Here is a 20,628-nt window from a genome sequence, read left to right on the forward strand (position 1 = left end):
CACCCAGTTATTCAATGGCACCATTGTCTGGCAGCCACTCCGCTTTCACATGCGGCTACGTGTTTCAATCTGTTTGGTAGACTTCGCCAACCGAAGCCCTCTTCCGCTGCTACATCTGCTACACGTCCCTAACTTTGGGGGTGGTGTAGCGGATGTAGCAACGTCCCTGCATCTCCTCAGGAGAAACAGCGGCAATTTCATTGCGCGCCTTTCACGATCCGGTAGGCTTCCTTGCGTGGAGCACCATCCACGACCGCACCGTCGGGAAGGCGCACAAGCCAGCCGTGCTTCACCAGCAGAGCAATTGCAGTCTGCACTTTGGGGCCTTCGCGGAGCCGGCTTGGTCCGTACTGCAAGATATCGCGCGGCGTCACAAGTTGGCGTTCACAACTTTCCAACAGCCATTTGCGCAAGGCTTCGGCATTGGCGACCTCCCTGCTCACATTGGCGCTGTTGGTCAGCTTTAATGCATCTGACAGATAAAATTTCGCCAAGCTGATGGCATCCGACATCGTTGCAGCGGTGACCTCTTTGGCTCGAAGGTCACCCCATGCCGTCAGGACACCGGCGATGCGTGCGGCCTGTTCGGCCGATTTGGAAGCATACCCCTGAATGGAAGAATACGCCCCGCTAGGTGCCTGCTTAAGTTCAACGTCATCCGCATAGCCGGAAAGCAAAGCACGGGCCGCGTCCGACAAAGGCAACAAGGTGGGCATCAGTTCCCGTGTTGCGTTGTCCATCGGCAAAGCCGTTTCCAGAATAGCTTTCAGTCGCGCCCCAAAATCCGAAAGGGGAGCGTTGTTGCGCTTGATTTTTGCCTGAAACCGCGTGCCTACAGTGCTCGGCGGCTCGCAAATCAGAAAGCGCGGCAAAAAACCGGTACCCGTAGACAAAGGATCAGCCATGAAATTCCTCGCAACCTCAGGCTGCACCATGAGGTGTACTGCGAGACGCCGACCATAAAGAGTAGACGTCCCCTCGCCGGAGCGAGTGCGACGAATTGTATTGCCCTGCCAGAGATCGTTCAGCGCGGTCAAGGTCTTCTGTCGGTTGTCGGGCGACATTGCATATCCGCCGAGAAACTGCCCGCCTTCATCAGAGAAAATGCCAAGCGTCGGCATTCCTTCTGAAAACTTGCGCGTAAGCCCTTCATAGGTCGGTTCTGTAACCGTGCGTTCCGCCAAGGGCGGAGGAGCAGGTTCCGCGCCAAGCTTGCTCAAACCATCCTCAATGCTCTTCCGGTTTTCCGTTTTCTTCTTCGCTTCCGCGAGGAGTTGTTCCTTGTCGCTCTTCCACAATGCTTGATTACTTGACCATGCGCTCACAGCATCTCGCCGCACTGCATCCTCGTTTTTCTCAAACTGGCGCAGGGCTTCCATGATCACCTCGTCACAGGACGATTTCCGCTCGCCGGATTGCGCAATGGTCAGGACGTAGAGCGACAAAGGACGCTTTCCGCCCAGTGTCTCGACGTCGCGAAAGCCTTGCACTGCCAGAGATGCTACAGCCAATGCGGACGCAGCAGGGATGGCCATTGGCGCAAGCGTCATGCCTTGTACAGCCTCCACAACTGCTCGCAGAGGTCTCAGCGCTGCCACGGGGAAAGGTTCTTCAGGCGGGCTTTCCGGAAGCAGCGGCGTGGGTGTTTCGACAGAGGAAACCGGACGCTCTGCCGACGTCAGCAGTTGGGTCAGATCGGTGCCAGGAGGAACTGCATCCGCCAAATCCCATTTCGGCGGGAAGTTGGAAGGGACGTTGACGATACGAACCGATGCCGCCCCCGCGACGGTCGCCAGTTGAGCAACTTCATCGGCATACTTGCGTCCCGCGTCATCATTGTCGGGCCAGATCGTCACCGCGCGTCCCTTTAGCGGCGCCCAATCGGTTTTCCCCGCAGCGTTCGATCCGCCGGACGACGCGAGGACAATGTACTCTGGGAACAACCTCGATCCAGCGTCCGCCGCCTTCTCCCCTTCGACCACAATCACCGGCTTCTCGGGCCCAGCAATAAGCGCCCTCAAATTGAAAGGCGGACGGGCACTGGGCCACGCCTGCCTGCGCCATTGCCGGTGACCGTTCGGCCCCTCGCACCACGTAAAGGGAAAAATCATCTTTTCAGCGGGCGTAGTACCCGCCGAAGCACGCTCATAGCGTACGATATGAAAGAGAAGCTGCCCTTGTTCGTTGTAATAGTTCCATTTTTTGGTGAAGGTATAACCATACATAGCGGCGCGCCGGAGCATCACGTCAGTCAGCGGTGCACTGCCATTCGGCACAATGGGCTTCCACTCCGGCGGGGAAGCCGGATCATTAAAGTCGGTTGCATTGTTGGCCAACGGTGGAAACGTCGCGTTATTGCTCATACGGAACCCCCAGCATGGAGGCGAGGTTGCGGGCGGCTTCAGCCTGACCGATGCCAGAAAGAAAGGCCGCAAGCGAGATTACATCGCCGCCCTTGTCGCCGGTAGCGAAGTCAGCCCACTTGCCGGTGCGCATGTTGATCTGGAAGGAACCGGCGTGATGGTCGGCACGGCGGGGGTTGAGTGCAAGCCATTCGTTCTTGCGTTGGCGACCATCAGGCAGCCATTGACGGAGCAGATCGGGCAATGCGGCCAGCGCTGCGGCATTGATGCCAACAAAGTCGATCATCAGCGAGCCTCCTGACGCGATTTGCGCTCATTCGGCCTCGGCCATTTCCCGGAATTCAGCGAATGAAAGAAATCTGCGAGATCGTCCGCGAGAATGAAGGTACGCTTGCCGAGCTTGCGGCGCGTCAAGCGGCCTTCGTTGCAAAGCTTATGGATCGTCGCAGGCGACAGACCGGTTGTCGCACACACATCCCCGATTGAGTAGGCAATTTTGTTGCAATCGTTGTTAGGTACCTTCATGTGCTTCACCTATTTGACTATAGAAGACAATAGATGATCATAACGTCCGGTATAATGTCAAACCCCAGGGAAGCCATAGGGCGACATACTGTCGCAACATGGCGACATACTGTCTCATTACTTTCGTTCACCGCCTTGATTTTTCTGATATTATTTTTTAACATCATTTTTTCATGTTTTATTTCAATAAATAAAGAGGATTTATCCCGATTAATCTTAATTTGTTATTTCACGATGAACGCTTGTGGTCCATGTGGATCACCACAAATGGCGGGGCCAGGCGATGCCGCAAACGTCTCGGAAGTCCAAAGTGCGCGCATACCGAGTTTCGCGTCCTGTGGTCAAAGTGACCAGAGCGGCAATTGCTCTTACCGCTCTTTCGGACAGCGCCGGAATTCAAGGATGATTTTCAAGGTAACGTTCGAAGTCCGTCTTAAGTTGACGTCTTTTTTCAAGGGAACGTGTCCGACGGTAGGTGCGTTCGGTCGCGTCGCCCACAAGCGGGCCGGTAAGCAACAAGAGCCAATCGTCGCCTCCTGGGAAGACTTGATCGAAGGCATGGCATCGTGTACGCAAAAATCTGGGGGGACTTTCGATGAAGCATTTGTTTGGCCTGGCGTGGCTGTTGTTTGCGGCAGCTATGCTCGCTGGTTGTCAGGGTGTGGGAGGCGAAACCTACGTGGGTATGCCGACCTCACCAGCATGGTTCGCTACGGCGGGACCGAAAACGATAGCCGCCCACTTTCGCAAAAGCTGCGAAGGATATGGTTTCCAGCCTGACACGCCACAAATGGCCCAGTGCATACAGAATGAAGCTCTCATGGGCCGAGGAATTGCTGCCAGATTTTGACGTGCCCAACCGTCTAGCCAGTGAGGCGTTAACAACCCGGCGACTGATAATCGCTGGCTGATCAAGCCTGGGTCATGGCGTTGCGGTCCGCATACTTGGCGATGACCTTCAACGGGACGATCAAGCCGCGCCCCACCTGCAATACCGTGCCCAGTCTTCCAAAAGCGCCAGTCTTTTGGCCTGTGCTGTTGAACGTCGGTATGCACGTTCTGTCGCATCGCCAACGGTATGCGCGAGGGCTGTTTCGATTAAATCACGGGGATAGTCCGTTTCATCGCCTGCCCAGTCCCTGAAGGAACTGCGGAAACCGTGAACTGTATAGGCATCCCTATTCATGCGGCGCAGTAACATTTCCATCGCTGATGATGACAGTGGACGGCTTGGCCGTTGGCCGGGAAATACGTAGGGGCCGCTACGCACCTCGTGCAGGCTCTGCATGATTGACAGTGCGGCTTTACTCAGCGGTACTACATGTTCTCGCGCCGCCTTCATCCGGGCAGCGGGTATTGTCCAGACGCCAATACCAAGGTCGAATTCGTTCCATGTAGCACCATACACTTCGCCGCTTCTGGCTGCTGTCAGGATGAGGAATTCAAGCGCCAGCGCCGCAAGAGCTCCGCGTGTCCGAAGCTCTGCCATGAATGCGGGCAGATCCTTATAGGGCAATGCCGGATGGTGACCGCGCTGGAGTTTTTGCCGCGCAGGCAGGAGGTGCTGCAAGTTCCCGTTCCAGAGGGCGGGGTTCAACCCGTCGCGCCAGCCTTTCACCTTGGCAAAGTCCAGCACACGTTCGATGCGGCCCCGAAGCCTCGATGCGGTTTCATTCTTGCTGGTCCAGATGGGCGAGAGGATTTTCAGCACGTCATCGACAGTGATGCCATCGACCGGCTTGCTTCTGATCGGCTTGCAATAAGTATCGCCGAGCGTCATGGCCCACTGATCGCGGTGCTTACTGTTACGCCACGCCGGGCTGTTTGCAGCCAAGAAGTCATCAACAGTCTGTGCAAACGTAGGGTTGCCCTGTGCCTTCCGCTGCGATGCGACGGGATCGCGGCCTTCGGCCACGTCAGCTTTCGCCTTTGCCGCCTTAGCGCGAGCGCTTGCCAAGGTCACAGTCGGATAGCTGCCAAGCCCCATCGCCCGTCGCCTGCCGCTGACCTTCCACATAAACAGCCATGACTTGGTTCCACCCGGTGCTGCCTCCAGATAGAGGCCACCCCCATCACCGTGTCGTCCTACTTTCAAGCCCGACCTGATCTTTGCATCTGTGAGTTTGTGTATCCCAGCCATCGCCGTTTCCCTGCACTATTTCCTGCACCTTTGTGCATTGATGATGGGAGGCAATCGGAGACAATACAAGACTTGCGATCGCATATCATGTTGAATTATATTACTATAACTTTGTTATAAAGAACCGCTGGAGCCGATAGTACGGCGGACATCTTCTCCGCCATTCAATCTGTTGAAATATCCCGATTTTAAGGCCTGGAGACGCATCCAGTGTGCCCGAGGGCAGGCCAGCGAGCCCGACTGTTCTTCGATCAATCAAAAAGATCCGACCTGTCGACAAGGATTGCCATCAAGTCGGGCCTTTTCGATTCGCCCATAAGGCGACCAGAGCCATGTGCTCCGATCGCGGTCCGCAACTACGATTGTGAGCAAGTTTAGCGGCCATTGCATACTCGAAGGCTTCGCTTCTTCTCACCCTCGCTGGGCCAACCGGTCGATGGCTGTCTGCGTGGATGCGCCGAAGTCGCCGTCCGTGGGGCCGCTGTAGAAGCCGCGCTCCTTCAGGAGGGCCTGGAATTCGCGACGAAATTCCGGGGTGAAGTTGTCGGGCTTGGTGCGGACTTCATCCAGCTTTCCCTGGTCGCCACCTTCGATGCTGGCTGCGGCCCAGCGCACGGCTTCCTTCGGGTCGGGCTTGGTACCGAGGCCGAAGTCGTAGAGGCGGCTCAAGCCCCCCATGGCATAGGCACTGCCGGCATTCGCGGCCATCTCGTACCAGTTGCGCGCCTGTTCGTAATCCTGCGGCACACCGTTGCCGACGTCGTAGAACCAGCCGAGCAGGGCCATCGAATAGGCATCGCCGACATTGGCGGCCTTTTCGTACCATGCCTTGGCCTGCGTATAGTCCTGGTCGGTGCCGAGGCCGTTCTGATACGCCCAGCCGAGGGATGACATGGCGTTGGCATCGCCCCCATCTGCCGCCTTGATGTACCACTTGAGCGACGCCGCATAATCCTGTGGCACGCCCTTGGCTTCGCGATAAAACCATCCGAGCGTTGCCATCGCATTGGCATAGCCCTGCGCTGCCGAAGCCTCATACAACTCTTTCGACTGCGCAAATTCCTGCGCTACGCCGCCGTAACCTTCGCGATAGAGCCAGCCAAGCGAGGCCTGGGCATAGGGGTTTCCGGCCTTGGCCGCCTGTTCGAACATGGCCTTTCCGGCATCGATATCAACCGCGCCATCGGTGCCATAGATCGAGAACCATGCGAGGTTGGTAAGCGCATACATATTGCCGCCATCGGCCGCCTTCTGGTAAGTGCGCCGTGCTTCGGCGTAGTTGCGCCCGGCGTCATAGGCCCGACCCAGCATGTTGACGAGCATCATGTCGTCGGGGTTCTCGTTGACCGCCTGCGCGCACGCCGTCAGTGCGCGCTCCGAATCGATCTTCAGGAAGTTGACGCCGAGGAAACCGGGCATGGATTGCGGCTCGCCGGCAAGCAGGTAGCAATCGCGTGAGGCCTGGGTGTCCTTGCCGGTCTCGGAGATGTTGAGGCCCTTCTTCGGTTCCAGCGCAGCGATCTGCGTTTCGGCCTCCGCCTTGTGGCTGCTGTCGGGATAGCGCTCGATGAAACGGGTGAGGGCGGCGGCGTCCGTGGATTGCTTCAGCGCTTCCCAGGCGATCTCGTCGGGGCTGACGCTTGTCGTCTGCTCGGCCTCGGTCAGAAGCTTCAGCTTCTTTTCGGCCAGCATCTTGTAGACAGGATCGCCGCTGTGTTTCTGAAGAAAGACCTCGATCAATTCCTTGTCTGCGAGGTCGCGTATGTTCTGCCAATCGGCGGCCGCGGCGGATTGGCCGTTGGGCGAAACCTCCTGCGCGCCGCCATTGGTGGTGACGTTGATGTTGATTTCCTTGATGTTCAGGAAAATCTGCGCGCCGCCGAGGGAACCGTAGACGAAGGGTTCCTGACCACGGTTGGTGACGTTGACCACTTCGTCGCGCACCTTGCCGAGCGCGATACGCACGTCGACGCCGGGCTCCGTCAGGTATTTGGCAAGCGCCGTTGCAAAGGGGCTGTTCTTGCCCTCGCCATCCATCGCCACAGTGCCTGCCTTGGATGCAAACGCGATCAGCAGATCGGCTGATTCCGGTTCCACACGTGCAAGCCCACGGCTGACCGCCCGGGTTGAAATCGAGCGGGACATGGATTGTTCGAACGGATTGTTGCGGCAGGCGTCGAGAATGACCAGTTTCAGCCGCGTCGCGCCCTCCAGTGAACGTTGCGCCCGCTCAAGCGGAACGGCCTCGTCCTCGACGTCCTTGTCGCTCTTCAGTGTCACATCCACCGGCAGCAGATAGTTTTCGCCGTTCATCTCCATGCCATGGCCGGAATAGTAGATGATGGCGACTTCGGCGCCGGTCGCAACATCCTCGAAGTCACGTAGAGCGCGCACCATGGCGGCGCGATCGACGTCGTGAACCGTGGTGACGCTGTCGAAACCGGCCTGCTCGAAGGCGGTTTTCATCAGTTCGACGTCGTTTGCGGGATTATTGAGCTGCGATGTCGCCTCATATTTTTCATTGCCGATGAGGAGCGCGACACGGGCGGCAGCCTCTGCCACGCCATATTGGCAAACCAGAACCGAGAGGCAAAAAAAAGCGGTCCGCAGGTGGCGCGGCGCAAGCAATCTCAACATGGTTCTCCCTCCACCGTCGATGCCGTCCCTCAACTCGCGTCTTGGGGGGCAGATACACGGCATATCCTCGCGCAAACGGTCCCGCCGCCACGTACTTTCGCAAAGTATTACGTATGGACAGGCCTGTTTCAATGCGTCGTCGTCGGGATTTTTTGAATGGATGAACCGGCAGGAGCCTTGGCAAGCTCAGGGCAAGCAAATGCGGAGAAAATAACCGCACGGGAAAGGACTGTTGAACTGCCGCCAAAGCTTGGCGTCTGATGTCCGGGAGTTTGAAATGTCGATGCGAATGCACGTCGCCGAGCCTCGCCCCGGCGAACTCACAACCACCTACAAGCATTTCTATATCGAACGGCCATGCCGTATCCTCATCATCGGTGAGCACCTGAAGGCAAAGACCAAGTACAATTGCCTGCTGCGCCATATTTCCGTGGGCGGCGCAATGCTGGATTTCAATCCGAACATTCAGCTGGCGAAGAATTTCTTTCTGGAGATCAAGGGTTTCAAGGAAGAGATCGGCTGCACGCAGGTCCACCGCCTCGGGACCGAACTCGGCGTGCGGTTCAACATGCTCTTGTCGCAGGAATTCATTCGCCGGCTGATCCGCAGCGCCTTCCAGACGGGTGGCTTCTGATCTGGAAACCCTTCTTTCCTGCTCTTTACGGCTGTCGCTAAAATACGAGCAAATCTTTTTATCGCATTGAAATATCCCTCCGCGATCCTGCTCCAACGGCATCATTCCAGGGAGGAGGGGTGCCGGAATATGTCGAATGCAACGCGGCATGAAGGCCGCAATGGAAAGCTCACCGGTGCGAGAGCGGATAAGCATCCGCACGTCTGGCGGGGCGATCCGCGTCAGGCGGGTGTTCGGGCCGCCAAGGAGGACAAATGCAACAGCAGTCGACGATGTATGCCGTGGTTCGTTCCAAGCTCTATGAGGAGCGGTTCGAACGCTTCAGGGTCGGTCAGGCCGGCACCCTCGTAGCAGTTCGGCCGGGACTTGCCGGCGTTTCGACGCGGATTTGCAGGATGCTGGAAATTTCCCGCGGTGGTGCCTGTTTCGCGGTCAACACCACGATCGGCCTTCCGCTGCATTATTATTTGTCGATCGTCGGCGCTAAGAAGAAGATCGGCTGCGCGGAAATCTTTCGCAAGGACAACCGGGTCGAGGTGCACTTCATCAAGCCGATCGAAGAGGCGTTTCTGCACGAGATCGTCCGCCACGAGTTCTTCACCGGCCAGAACCCTAAAAAGCACTGACGTCAGGAATAAACTGGTCGGATCCGTCGGGCGGTAAGGCTCTGATGTGGGGAATCGTGGCAGCGCCGATTTCGGTTTGGCGATTTATGCAGTAGTGTCCGGGCGATTTTCCCTGTTTCGGATTCGTTGCGCCTGATGTCCGCTTTTTCCCGTTTTACGCCGCTTGCTGCGTCGCTTCCCTCTACCGTTCCTTTCGTCGGCCCCGAGGCCATTGAGCGCCAGCGTGGTCGCCCGGTTCTGGCGCGGATCGGCGCCAATGAAAGCGGTTTTGGCCCGGCACCATCCGTGCTGACGGCGATGGCCGAGGCGGCGCATGGTATCTGGAAATACAATGACCCCGAAAATTACGACCTGAAGCAGGCCCTTGCCGTCCATCTCGGCATCGCCGCGCAAAATCTTGCGATTGGCGAGGGGATCGACAGCCTGCTTGGCCAGATCGTGCGCCTTGTGATCGATCCTGGCGCAGCCGTCGTGACCTCCTTCGGTGCTTATCCGACCTTCAACTTCCACGTCGCCGGCCATGGCGGACGGTTGGTTACCGTGCCCTATGCCGGTGATCGCGAAGATCTGGATGGTCTCCTCGAAATGGTCCGCCGCGAGGATGCGCCGCTCGTCTACTTCGCCAACCCCGACAATCCCATGGGAAGCTGGTGGGATGCCGAAAGCGTCATCGCCTTTGCCCGTGCGCTGCCGGAAACCTGCCTGCTGGTGCTAGACGAAGCCTATGGGGAAACTGCACCCTTTGGCGCCATTCCCCCCCTCGACGCTTTCATCAATATGCCGAATGTCATTCGCACGCGCACTTTCTCGAAGGCCTACGGCCTGGCTGGCGCTCGTGTCGGCTACGCGATCTCGACGCCGGGAACAGCCCAGGCCTTCGACAAGATCCGCAACCATTTCGGCATGAACCGCATGGCGACTGCGGGTGCTATCGCTGCGCTGAAAGATAAGGACTACCTCGCACAAGTATTGGCGCAGATTTCCGCCTCCCGCGACCGGATCTCCACGATTGTTGGTCAAAACGGGCTCGTCGCCCTGCCTTCCGCCACCAATTTCGTCGCCATCGACTGCGGCCGGGACGCGACTTATGCCCGCGCAATCGTCGATCGTCTGATGGCCGATCACGGCATCTTTATCCGCATGCCGGGTGTTGCGCCGCTCAATCGCTGCATTCGCATCAGCACCGGACCGGAATCCGACATGGTGCTTCTGGAGGAGGCCTTGCCCGCCGTGCTGAAGGCCCTCGCGACGCTTTGATGCCAGACCGAAAGCCCCTGCAGCCGGGAGGGAACCCGAGATGGCAAGGGCTTGCGGGCATGAGCGCCTTCTGGAGGCAGGCGCATTTGTATCGGGAAATTTAGTGGAGCGTCATCCACTCGCGAGCGGCGCGGAGCGCAACGGCGAGATCGGACTTGCTCATCGTTGTGGCGAGATCGGCGCGCAGCTCAGCTGCCCGGTCCGAACCCTTGATTGCTGCGATATTGAGCCACTTGTGAGCTGCAACCAGATCGACATCGCAACCGCGGCCGGTTGCATACATCAATCCCATTTCGCAAAAGACGTCCGCGCGGTTTTCGCCACCGGCATCTGAAGCATTCTGAATGTCAAAGCGTGCCATTTTTCGTGTCCCTGTTTGCCTGGTTGGTACCGTGGTAGTCCCTGTTTTGTGACCCTTGAGGGCCGTGCCATCTTTGTGGCTTTCAGTCCCCCAAGGTTTTGTCGGCGGGGTGTGTTCCCCTGCTCGTCTTGTGATTTCAAGTATGCCCAAGCTCTTTCAATGCACGCTTAAAATGCATGATTAATTTGACGCAAACAAAGTTCAAACGATTGGTAAAATTGGATTTTTGTTAAACATGGAAGTCGTTTGAAAACGGGGCTTTCGCCTCAATTTTTACGGAAAATTCAATTCCCGATTTCAACGAATTGCTAACCACGAAAAACGGTCGGTCTGGGCGAAGGGAGGGGAGACAGTCTCAGCGTTGCAGGATCTTGGGCGTCCGAAATGCTCGATTTTCGCTGGAAATCCGAATATGCTTGTTTACCTTTACGTTCGCGTAATTTAATATTTGACGTCGAGACGGGAGGAGCCGTTGACGGCGCGCGCTACCGTATGCCGGGAGCGTTCCACGCTGGGGATCGAAGGAGGAAAGATGATCCGTATAGTGACAGTCGCAGTCGCCTTGACGTTGGCAGCGGCCACAGCCAGCTTTGGCGCAGAGCCCATCGTCGGCAATTGGAAGACGGTTAGCGGCGAAACCGCGGTGATCTCCGCTTGCGGCGGTGCCTATTGCATCACGCTCAAGACCGGCAAGCATGCCGGCAAGAAAATCGGCAGCATGTCTGGCGCAGGCGACAGCTATAGCGGCGAAATCACCGACCCCGAAAACGACAAGACCTATAGCGGCTCGGCAGCGATCCAAGGTGTCTCGCTGAAGCTTCAGGGCTGCGTCCTCAAGATTCTCTGCAAATCGCAGACCTGGACGAAAATGTAAGCCAGTCTTCAAGCGGCGAGACGGACAGGAAAGGCGCCTCAGCAATAACGCGGGCGCCTTTTCCCATAATGAGCGGCATTCCCGATTTGCAGCGCTTGGCGCATGAGACTTGATTTCCGAACGGTGATGAGAAGATGTCCTTCATCACGAGCCGTTTCTGAATGAATAGCATTCGGCAGATTGGTGACCAGTATTCGTAGTTGAAACTGCCTCGGGATACTCATTGTCGGGACCCCTTGATAGAGCAGATCCAAAAATCGAATACCATATTGTTTTCAAAGATTTTTTTCAGAATTCAACCTATCGATGAAGCCGTTTCCGCATCAACGGCGAACGTGGTGTCGTCCGACGGCATGAACGGAGGACGTGCGAAGATGAACGGGAGATGAACCGCGATCTCAGAAACAGTTCAGTTTGTATATGCGAAAAAGGTTCCATCGAATTGAACCCCGATTGCGCACTCGCAGACAAAACGGACAAAACCATGGATATCCTCGCTCGCCGCCTCACTATCATCAGCATGCTCATGGTTGTTTTTGCTCTCATGCTGGCCGCAGCTGTGAGCGCAGATACACAGCGCCGCCGCTCCTATGCAGGCTCGATTGCCGACTGCACCGCGCACACTGCCCAGTTCTGCCAGACGAAACTCGCCAACGCGAAATTCTAACAGCTCGCCAGAGCCTGAGAGGCCTCCTATGTCCGCCCTCCTGACACCTGCCACGATTATCTTTCGGATGTTTCTGCTGGCAGCCATGCTCATGGGGCCGATCGGTGCGATGGCCTACAGCAAGGCGGCCAACCTTGGTGTTGGCAAGCAGGGCGCCGGCCTTGTCCTCTTCGTCACGCTGCAGCGTCAGTCGATGAGCTGATCGCAGCGCTGTCTTCAAAGGGCTGCGTCGACGGCAGTCGCGCCATGTCCGATCTCTGTGACCGCCGAACGAAGCTTTATGCTTTGGAGCGGAACGACAAAGAAAGTCGAGTGGGGAGAGTAGCGCGCACAGGTTCATTCATATTCGGAATATGCGTTTGCCCGATCTGATGATCGACAAGACGAAAGACGTCGAGAGCCTGCCTCGCGACTGCGGGCCAGCGATATCGATGTAATTGTGCGCTCCAATCCTTCGCGCTACCGTTTGAAGCCGAACGTTCGACAGCGTTTCTCATCCTATCTGCAAGGAAATGAATATCGCCAACAGGATGGTAGCTCTCCTCCGCAAAAGCGAATTCGCGATGCGGTTCGATATCGCTGACCACAAGCTCACAGCCATGGGCCATTGCCTCCAGAAGCACGATCGGCAACCCTTCATGACTTGACGGCAAGGCGAACGCTGCAGCATTGGCATAGAGCGCTTCAAGGTCTGCTCCCTCGCGGAATCCGGCCATGATCACGTTCAACGAGCGTGTGGCTTTGTCTGCTATCTGCACCACGTGATCGGAACCAGTTTCCCCTCCGCCGACAATAACCAGCTTCATGTCGGTGATCGCCGCAGCGTTGAAGGCATCGATCAGATCGCCTTGCCGTTTTTCGGGAACAATCCTGCCCACCGTGAGGATGTAGCCGCCCGGTCTAAGAGCCAATTTGTCGAGTATCGCCGAAGCGTGGCAGGCGCCAACCTCGTTCACGCCGTTTGGAATATAAGTATAGCTGCGGCGATAGCGCTTCGTCAGCCTTTCGCTGAGCGACTTCGAAACACAGATAATCTCGTTTGCCGCAAGCGCCTGCATCACCTCGCCGGTGTGCAACACGAAACGCGCCAGCGCTCCCCATTTTTCCCGATGATAATCCTGCCCGTGATGGGTCGCGACGACCCGCAAACCCAGCACGCTCGCGAGCGGCGCCACGATACCTGGGCCTATGGCATGGATATGGACGATACGAGGACGAACAATCGCGGCATAGAGAATGCAGAGCAGGCTGTGAACGATCGCTTCAAAGGCGACGAAACGAGGGGACCAGATTGGAATGATCAGGATTTTATTGCCGGCGGCCTTTTCCCCGGTCGAGAGAAGTTCACCCTGATTGGTATTTATCCCCATAGCCCCGTCCGATGAGCCATCCGTTGCGTCGGGAAATATCCTGCACAGGCGGAAATCAACGCGTGTCCCGGAGGCGGAAGGGTCCATCGATCGATATGGCGCGTGTGCTTTCGCGGCGTCGGCGGGTTCAATCCGCCGTCGTTTCCTGACGGCCACGGCGACATTCAGGCCAAGAGATGCCAATTCCTCTGCCAAATGCCGTACATGGGTTTCGATCCCGCCTTGCGTTGCCTGTACATGGCGAAACCCGATCATCAGGACATCGATTTTCATATTTCCCCCCTACATGGGCGTGCGTCAACGCATCGCCGAAACCGCGCCTTGGCAATGTTTCGTGAAATGGTTGTGTTCTTCTATATGACGCAGACACGGCAAAACGAGCCGCGTGACATAACTGTGCACGCGGATAGGTTTATCCGCAGCTTGGGATGCCTATGAGTTCCGCTGCTGAATCGCGAAACGGGATCGCGGTACTCTGGCGGATATCCGGCTACGTTTCGGTAGGCCGCTGTACGAGCTTCTGAGGCAATGGGAATGATGCCATTTCACAGAAGTTTAAATTTTTTTCTTTATGTTCAGTGACGTATCATCGCCCGACGGCCTGGCTTGAGCCGTGCGAGTGGTCTCCTCTGTCGAATTTTCGATCAACCCCAACTGACGATAATACTCGTATAGGTATGACGTAATTGCAGGTGGGTTGATTCGATTTTTCGCTAATTGGTTGCGAAGAAAAATCAACCGTGAAATTCGACTGGTAGTGATTATTTCCAAAACGGAAAGACTGCACTCTTTACCGATGCCTCCATTTATGCTGAATTATGCAGCCTTGAGTTGGCTTCAATTGTAGGTCCGTCGTTGTGTTCCAGCGTCGTTGTGGGTATTGGCCGTCTCGCTTTTCGTGCTGCCGAACAGCCTGCTGTTCAGCGTGGGCATCCGGTATATGAGCGGGGCCGGTAGCTTTGCCGAGAAATTGCATCCGTCTTTCTATTTGCTCTTCCTGATCTGCTGCATGACAGCGATGCTTCGACAAGGTGCCAGGAGGAATATCTCTCTCTGGATCCGCAACGGTTGGCGCGCGCCATGCCTGTGCGCTGGCTTTGCCCTCTCGATCGTTTCATTTCTGGCGCGCAGCGGTGGTGGCGATCTCTCTTCGATCATCGTCACGTTCCTGGCACCGGGCATGCTCGCCTATGCCCTGCAATTTGCCAGCCGTCGGACGATCTCGATAGTTTCCACCTTCCTTGCATTCTTCTTCGTCGCCAATTCCATGCTCGGCATATTCGAGTTTCTGTCGGGACTGCGGCTCCTGCCTTTCTACGCGGCAGACCAGCTGATCACATTCGACAACAGGCCGACTGCGCTGCTTGGTCATCCGCTCATCAATGCCCTTCTGACTTGCGCCGTGCTGTTGATTTCGCTCTCAAAACTCGTATCCCTTGGCCTGGCGTTGCGTCGCCTCTTCTGCGCAGGCCTGCACCTCTGCGCGGCGGTTGTTTTCGGCGGGCGCGCGGCACTCGTCCTCTCCGGTTGCCTCGCCACGTTTTTTCTGTTCCGACATTTCGGAGTGCTGTCGAAGGTGAGGGTGTTTTTCAGTCGCCGCGCGATGACGCTGGCTTTGCTGGGCCTCATCTGCCTCGCCATGCTTTTCATGTCTGGTATTGCCGATCCGCTGCTCGAACGCTTCGTTGCCTCCGCCAAGAGCGATCACGCGCGCATCGCATCTGCAGCTGTTTTGACGCAGTTGACCCCGGTCGAATGGCTGATCGGAATGGAGCCCGATCTTCGTCGCGCCTACCAAGCAATGCTCGAAACACCCTTTGGTTTCGAGAGCGCGCCGATCGCAATGACGACAGCCTACGGCTTGCCGCTGACTTTACTCCTCTTGCTGTCAACCTGGAGCCTGCTGTCCCGTTTCGCCCGCGATGCCTTTGCAGGTTCGCGTGCTGTCATCGTCTATTTAATGCTGGCGAGCTGGACATCGTTGTCGATTGGCTCGAAGTCGCTGCTGATTTCCCAAATGCTGATCATTCTGCTCTGCGCCCGCATTCCAGCTGATGGAACAATGCCTGCACGCGCCGTGGCGAAGGATCGTCGGCCATCGGCCTTCCGCCGTTTTGCCTTCAGCCCGAAGTCGCGCTTCATCCTGACCGATGCGCCGGTGCCGCTTGTGGCGCGTGAAGCAAGCGTTATATGTTCACATCATGCAGTGGAGCGACCAGGCCATTATTCTCGGCGTCAAACGCCATGGCGAGACTTCGGTCATCGCCGAGGTGATGACCCGCTCCCATGGGCGCCATCTGGGTATGGTGCGTTCGGGACGTTCGCGGACGATGCAGCCGGTGCTCCAGCCGGGCAATGAGGTGGAGCTGGTCTGGCGCGCGCGGCTTGAGGAGCATATGGGCGATTTTCGCATGGAGCCGGTGCGCCTGCGTGCCGCGCAGCTCATGGAGAGCGCTACGGCTCTTTACGGCGTTCAGGCGATGGCGGCGCTCCTGCGGCTTCTGCCGGAGCGGGATCCGCATCTCTATCTCTATGATTCGCTTTCGATCATCCTTGACCATCTCCACGATCCTGCCGATGCCGGCGAGCTTTTCGTGCGCTTCGAGATTTCGGTGCTGAATGATCTTGGATTTGGCCTTGATCTTGCGGAATGCGCGGCGACCGGCGCTAGAACTGATCTGATTTATGTCTCGCCAAAGTCGGGCCGCGCCGTGAGCCGCGAGGCCGGCGCACCCTATGCGGACCGGATGCTGGTGCTGCCCGCCTTCCTTTCCGACCGCTCGCGCGGTGCCGATCATGACAGCCTGCTCGCCGCCTTCCGCATGACCGCGCATTTTCTCAACCGCCATGTCTATGAGCCGCGCGGTATCACCCTGCCTGCAGCCCGCGACGGTTTCGTGCAGTCGGCGCTGAAAGTTCTTAAATCGACGGCGTCTGCCGCTTCCTGAACCCGTTCCCAGAAAAGGTTTTGCGTTTCGATGACTGTTGAGATTTATCCCGGAGTGACCGTCCCCGGTATCGGCACCTTGCCGCTTGAGGTTATTGCACAGCAAAGTGGCCTTGAGGCGATGCAGGGCCTGCTGGATGGTAACTACCCTGCGCCGCCGATGGCCGCCACCTTGAAATTCACGCTGACGGAAGTGGAAGAGGGCAGGGTCGTCTTCAAGGGACTACCCACAGCCGAGTATCTCAATCCGCTCGGCACCGTCCATGGCGGCTGGGCCGCGACGATCATGGATTCCGCCCTTGGCTGTGTCGTCATGACGGCGCTGAAAGCGGGCGAGGCCTACACGACTATCGAGTTCAAGGTCAATCTGGTGCGTCCGTTGCTGCCGGGCATGGGCGAAGTCTTCTGCGAGGGTAAAATCGTGCACCGCGGTCGCACCATCGCCACGTCGGAATGCTGGCTGAGGGACGGCAAGGGCAAGCTTCTCGCGCATGGCACGGAAACCTGCGTGATCTTTCCCATCGAAAACCTGACGCGCGGATAACTATAGACATTGATCAGCTTCGACCGAATGAAGCATGGGGCCAATACGTCAAAGAACAACAGGATCGCGCTTGGCGTGGTCGGCAAGTTTGGGGGATATTCATGATCGAGATCGTCGCCCTTGTCGGTTTCGTCATCGCCATCATGGCGCTGATGAACGGTCGCCGCACGGCTGAGCGGCTGGAGACGGAACTCGAAGCCATCAGGGCGGAATTGAAGCGTCTTGAGGCAACCGGCGTTGTGGCCGCGCCCGTTCAGGTTAGCGACACTGTCCTCGAAAACAGCGATGCAACCGATGGCTCCTCTCAGGAGGCGCCCTCCACGGAGCCCCTTGCGCAGACAGCTTCATCGCAAGAGCTTTCCCGGCAGGAAAAGGTCGAGCGCGTGTCTAGTGGCGAGCCTTGGGGCAAGGCGCCGGAGGAAAAGACAGCCGATACCGTCGCGTCGCGCCCGAAGGAAAGTCTGGAAAGCCGGCTCGGTGCCCGCTGGGCCGTCTGGGTCGGCGGTGTCGCCCTGGCGTTGGGCGGCGTCTTCATGGTGCGTTATTCGATCGAGGCGGGCTTGCTCAGCCCGGCCGTACGTCTTTGCCTGGCGACAGTCTTCGGTCTCCTGCTGGTGGGCGCTGGCGAATTCATTCGCCGGCGGGCGCTGCCGACCACCGTCGGTGGCTTCAATACCGATCAGTTCAACAATGCGATGATCCCCGGTATCCTCACCGCCGCCGGCGCCGTGACGCTCTTTGGCGTCGTCTATGCCGCCTATGGCATCTATGGCTTCATGGGTGCCGGTTTGGCCTTTATCCTGCTGGGGTTGGTTTCGCTCGCAACGGTGGCTCTCTCGCTGCGCCACGGACAGGCACTGGCCGGTCTCGGACTCTTCGCCTCCATGATGACGCCGGGTCTGATCTCTTCGGAAAGTCCACAGCCTTGGGTCTTGTTCGGCTATCTGGCCGTCGCCTGGCTGGCGACATTCCTTGCGGCACGCCTTCGGCGCTGGGCCGTCGTGCCGTCGCTCGCCAATATCGGGCTCTGCCTCTGGTCGCTTGTCTATATCGCATCCTCTCCCCCCTTCGAGGCGATGCCGGTCGCTTTCATCGTTCTGGTCATGGTTGCTGGTGTCGGGTTGGTCTGGCCGGCCGGTGAGCCGCTTTCGGAGGGGGTGCCAGCGACTGCGCAGCCGGTTGCTGAGGAGGCCGGCGAAGATGACACCAGCGGCCCCAGGGAGGAGGTTCCGTCTCCGGCATACAGCCCATGGCAGGCTGCGCTGCAGCCACCCTTTGCCGCCATTGCCATCACGGCAGCCGTCAGTGGCGGGTTGATAGCGCTCGGTCTTGTCAGTCCCGTCTTTTCCGCTTCCGACAAAGGAGTGCTTGGCTTTGTAATCGCCATCGTGGCGCTGGCCTGCCTCGGCGCCTTCAGGGCGAATGCGATCTACGCAGCGATGGGCGCTGCCATTGCCGCCGTGCTTGGTCTGGGAAATGTGCTGGCGCTTGGCGAGATGGTGGCGCTTATCGACTCGGGCCTGAACGGAGTTGTTGCGACTTTGCCCGTCAACGAATTCGCCGCGCGTCCTGCTGCGCTCGCTCTGGCTTTCGCCTTTGTCGTTTTCGCTGCCGCCGGTCTCCACCTGCGAAGCCGCACCCAGATTGCGCTCGCTGAAATATGGGCCGCAATCGGCGGGGGCGTTCCAGCAGCGCTAGTGGCGACGTCCTTCGTGATGACCGGCAATCTCTTATTCGATCCTCTCCACGGCGGTGTTGCCGCGTTGCTCGGTGTTATTCTCATTGCACTTGCGGAATGGCTCTCGCGCCGGGAGGAGACGGGGCAGGACGTTGCACTGCCGCAAGCCTTCCTCCTTGCCGGATCGCTGGCCCAGTTCGTCATCGCTTTGCACGCGCTGACTGACGGCTTGGCGACCACCATACTGATCGCGCTTCTCGGGACGGCCTATGTCGCGGCAACACGCTTGCGCCAATGGCAGGCCTTGCCATGGATGATGGTCGGCGCCGCGCTCGTCGTTCTTGCACGCATTGTCTGGGACCCCACGATTGTCGGTGCCGATGCGCTCGGTCGCACGCCGGTGTTCAATGCGCTGCTCGCCGGTTATGGCATTCCAGCACTCCTATTGGCGCTGTGCGCCTGGGAAATGCGCAACTGGCAGGGCATTCGGATACGCAATCTTCTGCAGGCAATGGCAAGTCTCTTTGTTCTGCTGACCGCCGCTATCCTGATACGCCATGCGATGAACGATGGCGTTCTCGACAGTGCGGTTCCCACCCTTGCCGAGCAGTCGCTATATACCCTGCTGGCGATCGGCGCGTCGGGCATATTCATGGCGCTCGATTTACGCTCACCCAGTCCGATTTTCCGCTACGGCGGCATGGTCATCGGCGTCTGGTCGATGCTTTCCGTGCTGTCGGCGCATCTTTTTGCACTTAACCCATATTTTTCCGGCGAGCGTCTGGGCCGGTTCCCGGTCGTCGATCTCCTGATGATCGGCTATCTCCTGCCGGGCATCGGTTACGGCGTGCTTGCCCGCTATGCCCGCACGCGCCGCCCCATGCCCTATGTGATCGCGCTGGCCATATCGGCGGCCATCATGATCTTCGCCTGGGCAACGCTTTCTGTCCGCCGTTTCTGGCAGGGCGACGCCATCGCCAGCTGGAACGGGTTTATCCCGGGCGAGACCTATACCTATTCCGTCGTGTGGCTGCTTCTGGGCGTGATCCTGCTGGCCGTGGGTTCGCGCTTTGATGCCAAGAGCTTGCGCATCACGTCCGCCGTGCTGGTCTTCATCGCGGTGCTCAAGGTGTTTCTTATCGACATGGCCAATCTGGAGGGTTTCCTGCGCGCCTTGTCATTTATCGGTCTTGGTACGGTGCTAATTGGCATCGGCCTTTTCTATCAGCGGATATTGTCGAGCAGGGCGTTACCGTCGGTCGAGATGCCAACGGCTCCGGAACCGGCAACAGGCACCTAAGCCGCTATTGTTTCTCTTTCCGGATTGCCAATGACAGTCTCAGCACAGCTTGCCGCCACTTTTGCGCCTTTTGAAGATCTCGCAACACGCCTCTTGCCCCATGCCGTATCCAGCGATGACGGCTCCCATGATGTCGCCCATTTGCTCCGGGTCTGGAAAAATGCCTGTGCGATACAGGAAAAGGAGGGCGGCGATCTGCGTTTGCTTGCCGCTGCCGTTCTGCTGCATGATTGCGTTTCGGTGGAAAAGAATTCTCCACTGAGGTCTCAGGCTTCGCGCCTGGCAGCGGAAAAGGCATCCGGTCTCCTTGCTGACCTGGGTTGGTGCGTGTGGGATATAGGCGGTGTTGGCCATGCGATCCTCACGCACAGCTTCTCCGCCGACATCATGCCCGAAACGCTCGAGGCGAAGATCCTTCAGGATGCCGATAGACTGGATGCGATCGGCATGGTCGGCGCCGCGCGCTGCTTCTATATCGCCGGGCGGATGGGCAGTGCCCTCTATGATCCGCTCGATCCGCTGGCAAACAACCGCCCGCTTGACGACAAGGCCTATGCAATCGATCATTTCGAAACCAAGCTCTTTCGCCTGACGGATGGTTTCCAGACGACGGCGGGGCGGCGCATGGCCGAGAAGCGTCAGGCAAAGCTTGCCCAGGTGCTTGCGATGATGCTGGAAGAAATATAGCCATTACAAGCAATTGCG

The 20,628-nt window shown here is 58.0% G+C and carries 18 protein-coding genes; 11 read left to right on the forward strand and 7 right to left on the reverse strand.

What is annotated here, in order from left to right; all coding sequences use genetic code 11:
* Positions 1-197: 197 nt before the first annotated feature.
* From QO002_RS09035 to QO002_RS09055, 5 genes are all read right to left on the reverse strand, one after another.
* On the reverse strand, positions 198-2,363 hold the full coding sequence (locus tag QO002_RS09035; protein ID WP_307228794.1) for a DUF3987 domain-containing protein: 2,166 nt from the start codon (positions 2,361-2,363) through the stop codon (positions 198-200).
* Positions 2,353-2,649, reverse strand: a complete 297-nt coding sequence (locus tag QO002_RS09040; protein WP_307228796.1) for a hypothetical protein — start codon at positions 2,647-2,649, stop codon at positions 2,353-2,355. The genes QO002_RS09035 and QO002_RS09040 overlap by 11 nt, the downstream gene beginning before the upstream one ends.
* The gene (locus QO002_RS30885; protein ID WP_370878470.1) at positions 2,649-2,888 is read right to left on the reverse strand and encodes a helix-turn-helix domain-containing protein; all 240 of its coding nucleotides are present in this window, start codon (positions 2,886-2,888) and stop codon (positions 2,649-2,651) included. Before QO002_RS30885 ends, QO002_RS09040 begins: the two co-directional genes overlap by 1 nt.
* 970 nt (positions 2,889-3,858) lie before the next feature.
* The gene (locus QO002_RS09050; protein ID WP_307228801.1) at positions 3,859-5,028 is read right to left on the reverse strand and encodes a tyrosine-type recombinase/integrase; all 1,170 of its coding nucleotides are present in this window, start codon (positions 5,026-5,028) and stop codon (positions 3,859-3,861) included.
* Between the two features lie 411 nt (positions 5,029-5,439).
* The gene (locus tag QO002_RS09055) at positions 5,440-7,665 is read right to left on the reverse strand and encodes a caspase family protein (protein ID WP_307228803.1); all 2,226 of its coding nucleotides are present in this window, start codon (positions 7,663-7,665) and stop codon (positions 5,440-5,442) included.
* Positions 7,666-7,942: 277 nt separating this feature from the next.
* On the opposite strand from QO002_RS09055, the gene QO002_RS09060 reads away from it, so the two are divergent.
* From QO002_RS09060 to QO002_RS09070, 3 genes are all read left to right on the forward strand, one after another.
* Positions 7,943-8,299: a PilZ domain-containing protein gene (locus tag QO002_RS09060; protein WP_307228806.1), complete on the forward strand. Its 357-nt coding sequence runs from the start codon at positions 7,943-7,945 to the stop codon at positions 8,297-8,299.
* A gap of 254 nt (positions 8,300-8,553) precedes the next feature.
* Positions 8,554-8,925 carry a PilZ domain-containing protein gene (locus QO002_RS09065; protein WP_307228808.1) on the forward strand — a complete coding sequence of 124 codons (372 nt, stop codon included), beginning with the start codon at positions 8,554-8,556 and terminating at the stop codon, positions 8,923-8,925.
* 135 nt (positions 8,926-9,060) lie between these two features.
* Entirely contained in the window at positions 9,061-10,182 is a 1,122-nt protein-coding gene (locus QO002_RS09070; RefSeq protein WP_307228809.1) for a pyridoxal phosphate-dependent aminotransferase, read from the forward strand.
* A 100-nt stretch (positions 10,183-10,282) separates the two neighbouring features.
* On the opposite strand, the gene QO002_RS09075 is transcribed toward QO002_RS09070, so the two are convergent.
* On the reverse strand, positions 10,283-10,543 hold the full coding sequence (locus tag QO002_RS09075) for an SEL1-like repeat protein (RefSeq protein WP_307228810.1): 261 nt from the start codon (positions 10,541-10,543) through the stop codon (positions 10,283-10,285).
* A 532-nt stretch (positions 10,544-11,075) separates the two neighbouring features.
* On the opposite strand from QO002_RS09075, the gene QO002_RS09080 reads away from it, so the two are divergent.
* The 3 genes from QO002_RS09080 (at position 11,076) to QO002_RS09090 (ending at position 12,286) form a co-directional block, all read left to right on the forward strand.
* The gene (locus tag QO002_RS09080) at positions 11,076-11,417 is read left to right on the forward strand and encodes a DUF2147 domain-containing protein (protein WP_307228812.1); all 342 of its coding nucleotides are present in this window, start codon (positions 11,076-11,078) and stop codon (positions 11,415-11,417) included.
* A 484-nt stretch (positions 11,418-11,901) separates the two neighbouring features.
* The gene (locus tag QO002_RS09085; RefSeq protein WP_307233274.1) at positions 11,902-12,084 is read left to right on the forward strand and encodes a hypothetical protein; all 183 of its coding nucleotides are present in this window, start codon (positions 11,902-11,904) and stop codon (positions 12,082-12,084) included.
* Positions 12,085-12,112: 28 nt separating this feature from the next.
* Entirely contained in the window at positions 12,113-12,286 is a 174-nt protein-coding gene (locus QO002_RS09090) for a hypothetical protein (RefSeq protein ID WP_307228814.1), read from the forward strand.
* A gap of 76 nt (positions 12,287-12,362) precedes the next feature.
* On the opposite strand, the gene QO002_RS09095 is transcribed toward QO002_RS09090, so the two are convergent.
* On the reverse strand, positions 12,363-13,727 hold the full coding sequence (locus QO002_RS09095) for a glycosyltransferase family 4 protein (protein WP_307228816.1): 1,365 nt from the start codon (positions 13,725-13,727) through the stop codon (positions 12,363-12,365).
* 607 nt (positions 13,728-14,334) lie between these two features.
* Between QO002_RS09095 and QO002_RS09100 the strand changes: the two genes are divergently transcribed.
* From QO002_RS09100 to QO002_RS09120, 5 genes are all read left to right on the forward strand, one after another.
* The gene (locus QO002_RS09100; RefSeq protein ID WP_307228818.1) at positions 14,335-15,813 is read left to right on the forward strand and encodes a VpsF family polysaccharide biosynthesis protein; all 1,479 of its coding nucleotides are present in this window, start codon (positions 14,335-14,337) and stop codon (positions 15,811-15,813) included.
* On the forward strand, positions 15,716-16,402 hold the full coding sequence (gene recO, locus QO002_RS09105; RefSeq protein ID WP_307233276.1) for a DNA repair protein RecO: 687 nt from the start codon (positions 15,716-15,718) through the stop codon (positions 16,400-16,402). Before QO002_RS09100 ends, recO begins: the two co-directional genes overlap by 98 nt.
* Positions 16,403-16,432: 30 nt before the next feature.
* Entirely contained in the window at positions 16,433-16,945 is a 513-nt protein-coding gene (locus QO002_RS09110) for a PaaI family thioesterase (protein ID WP_307228820.1), read from the forward strand.
* Positions 16,946-17,046: 101 nt separating this feature from the next.
* Positions 17,047-19,923, forward strand: a complete 2,877-nt coding sequence (locus tag QO002_RS09115; protein ID WP_307228822.1) for a DUF2339 domain-containing protein — start codon at positions 17,047-17,049, stop codon at positions 19,921-19,923.
* 30 nt (positions 19,924-19,953) lie between these two features.
* A complete protein-coding gene (locus QO002_RS09120; protein WP_307228823.1) occupies positions 19,954-20,610 on the forward strand; it encodes an HD domain-containing protein in 657 nt (218 codons plus the stop codon).
* Positions 20,611-20,628 lie beyond the last annotated feature (18 nt).

It is taken from the genome of Pararhizobium capsulatum DSM 1112, from assembly GCF_030814475.1.
GTDB classification, from domain to species: Bacteria; Pseudomonadota; Alphaproteobacteria; order Rhizobiales; family Rhizobiaceae; genus Pararhizobium; species Pararhizobium capsulatum.

Bases quoted from the DNA above. Each gene is read 5' to 3' on its own strand.
- QO002_RS09035 (WP_307228794.1), bottom strand. From the start codon at position 2,363: ATGAGCAATAACGCGACGTTTCCACCGTTGGCCAACAATGCAACCGAC.
- QO002_RS09040 (WP_307228796.1), bottom strand. From the start codon at position 2,649: ATGATCGACTTTGTTGGCATCAATGCCGCAGCGCTGGCCGCATTGCCC.
- QO002_RS30885 (WP_370878470.1), bottom strand. From the start codon at position 2,888: ATGAAGGTACCTAACAACGATTGCAACAAAATTGCCTACTCAATCGGG.
- QO002_RS09050 (WP_307228801.1), bottom strand. From the start codon at position 5,028: ATGGCTGGGATACACAAACTCACAGATGCAAAGATCAGGTCGGGCTTG.
- QO002_RS09055 (WP_307228803.1), bottom strand. From the start codon at position 7,665: ATGTTGAGATTGCTTGCGCCGCGCCACCTGCGGACCGCTTTTTTTTGC.
- QO002_RS09060 (WP_307228806.1), top strand. From the start codon at position 7,943: ATGTCGATGCGAATGCACGTCGCCGAGCCTCGCCCCGGCGAACTCACA.
- QO002_RS09065 (WP_307228808.1), top strand. From the start codon at position 8,554: ATGCAACAGCAGTCGACGATGTATGCCGTGGTTCGTTCCAAGCTCTAT.
- QO002_RS09070 (WP_307228809.1), top strand. From the start codon at position 9,061: ATGTCCGCTTTTTCCCGTTTTACGCCGCTTGCTGCGTCGCTTCCCTCT.
- QO002_RS09075 (WP_307228810.1), bottom strand. From the start codon at position 10,543: ATGGCACGCTTTGACATTCAGAATGCTTCAGATGCCGGTGGCGAAAAC.
- QO002_RS09080 (WP_307228812.1), top strand. From the start codon at position 11,076: ATGATCCGTATAGTGACAGTCGCAGTCGCCTTGACGTTGGCAGCGGCC.
- QO002_RS09085 (WP_307233274.1), top strand. From the start codon at position 11,902: ATGGATATCCTCGCTCGCCGCCTCACTATCATCAGCATGCTCATGGTT.
- QO002_RS09090 (WP_307228814.1), top strand. From the start codon at position 12,113: ATGTCCGCCCTCCTGACACCTGCCACGATTATCTTTCGGATGTTTCTG.
- QO002_RS09095 (WP_307228816.1), bottom strand. From the start codon at position 13,727: ATGAAAATCGATGTCCTGATGATCGGGTTTCGCCATGTACAGGCAACG.
- QO002_RS09110 (WP_307228820.1), top strand. From the start codon at position 16,433: ATGACTGTTGAGATTTATCCCGGAGTGACCGTCCCCGGTATCGGCACC.
- QO002_RS09115 (WP_307228822.1), top strand. From the start codon at position 17,047: ATGATCGAGATCGTCGCCCTTGTCGGTTTCGTCATCGCCATCATGGCG.
- QO002_RS09120 (WP_307228823.1), top strand. From the start codon at position 19,954: ATGACAGTCTCAGCACAGCTTGCCGCCACTTTTGCGCCTTTTGAAGAT.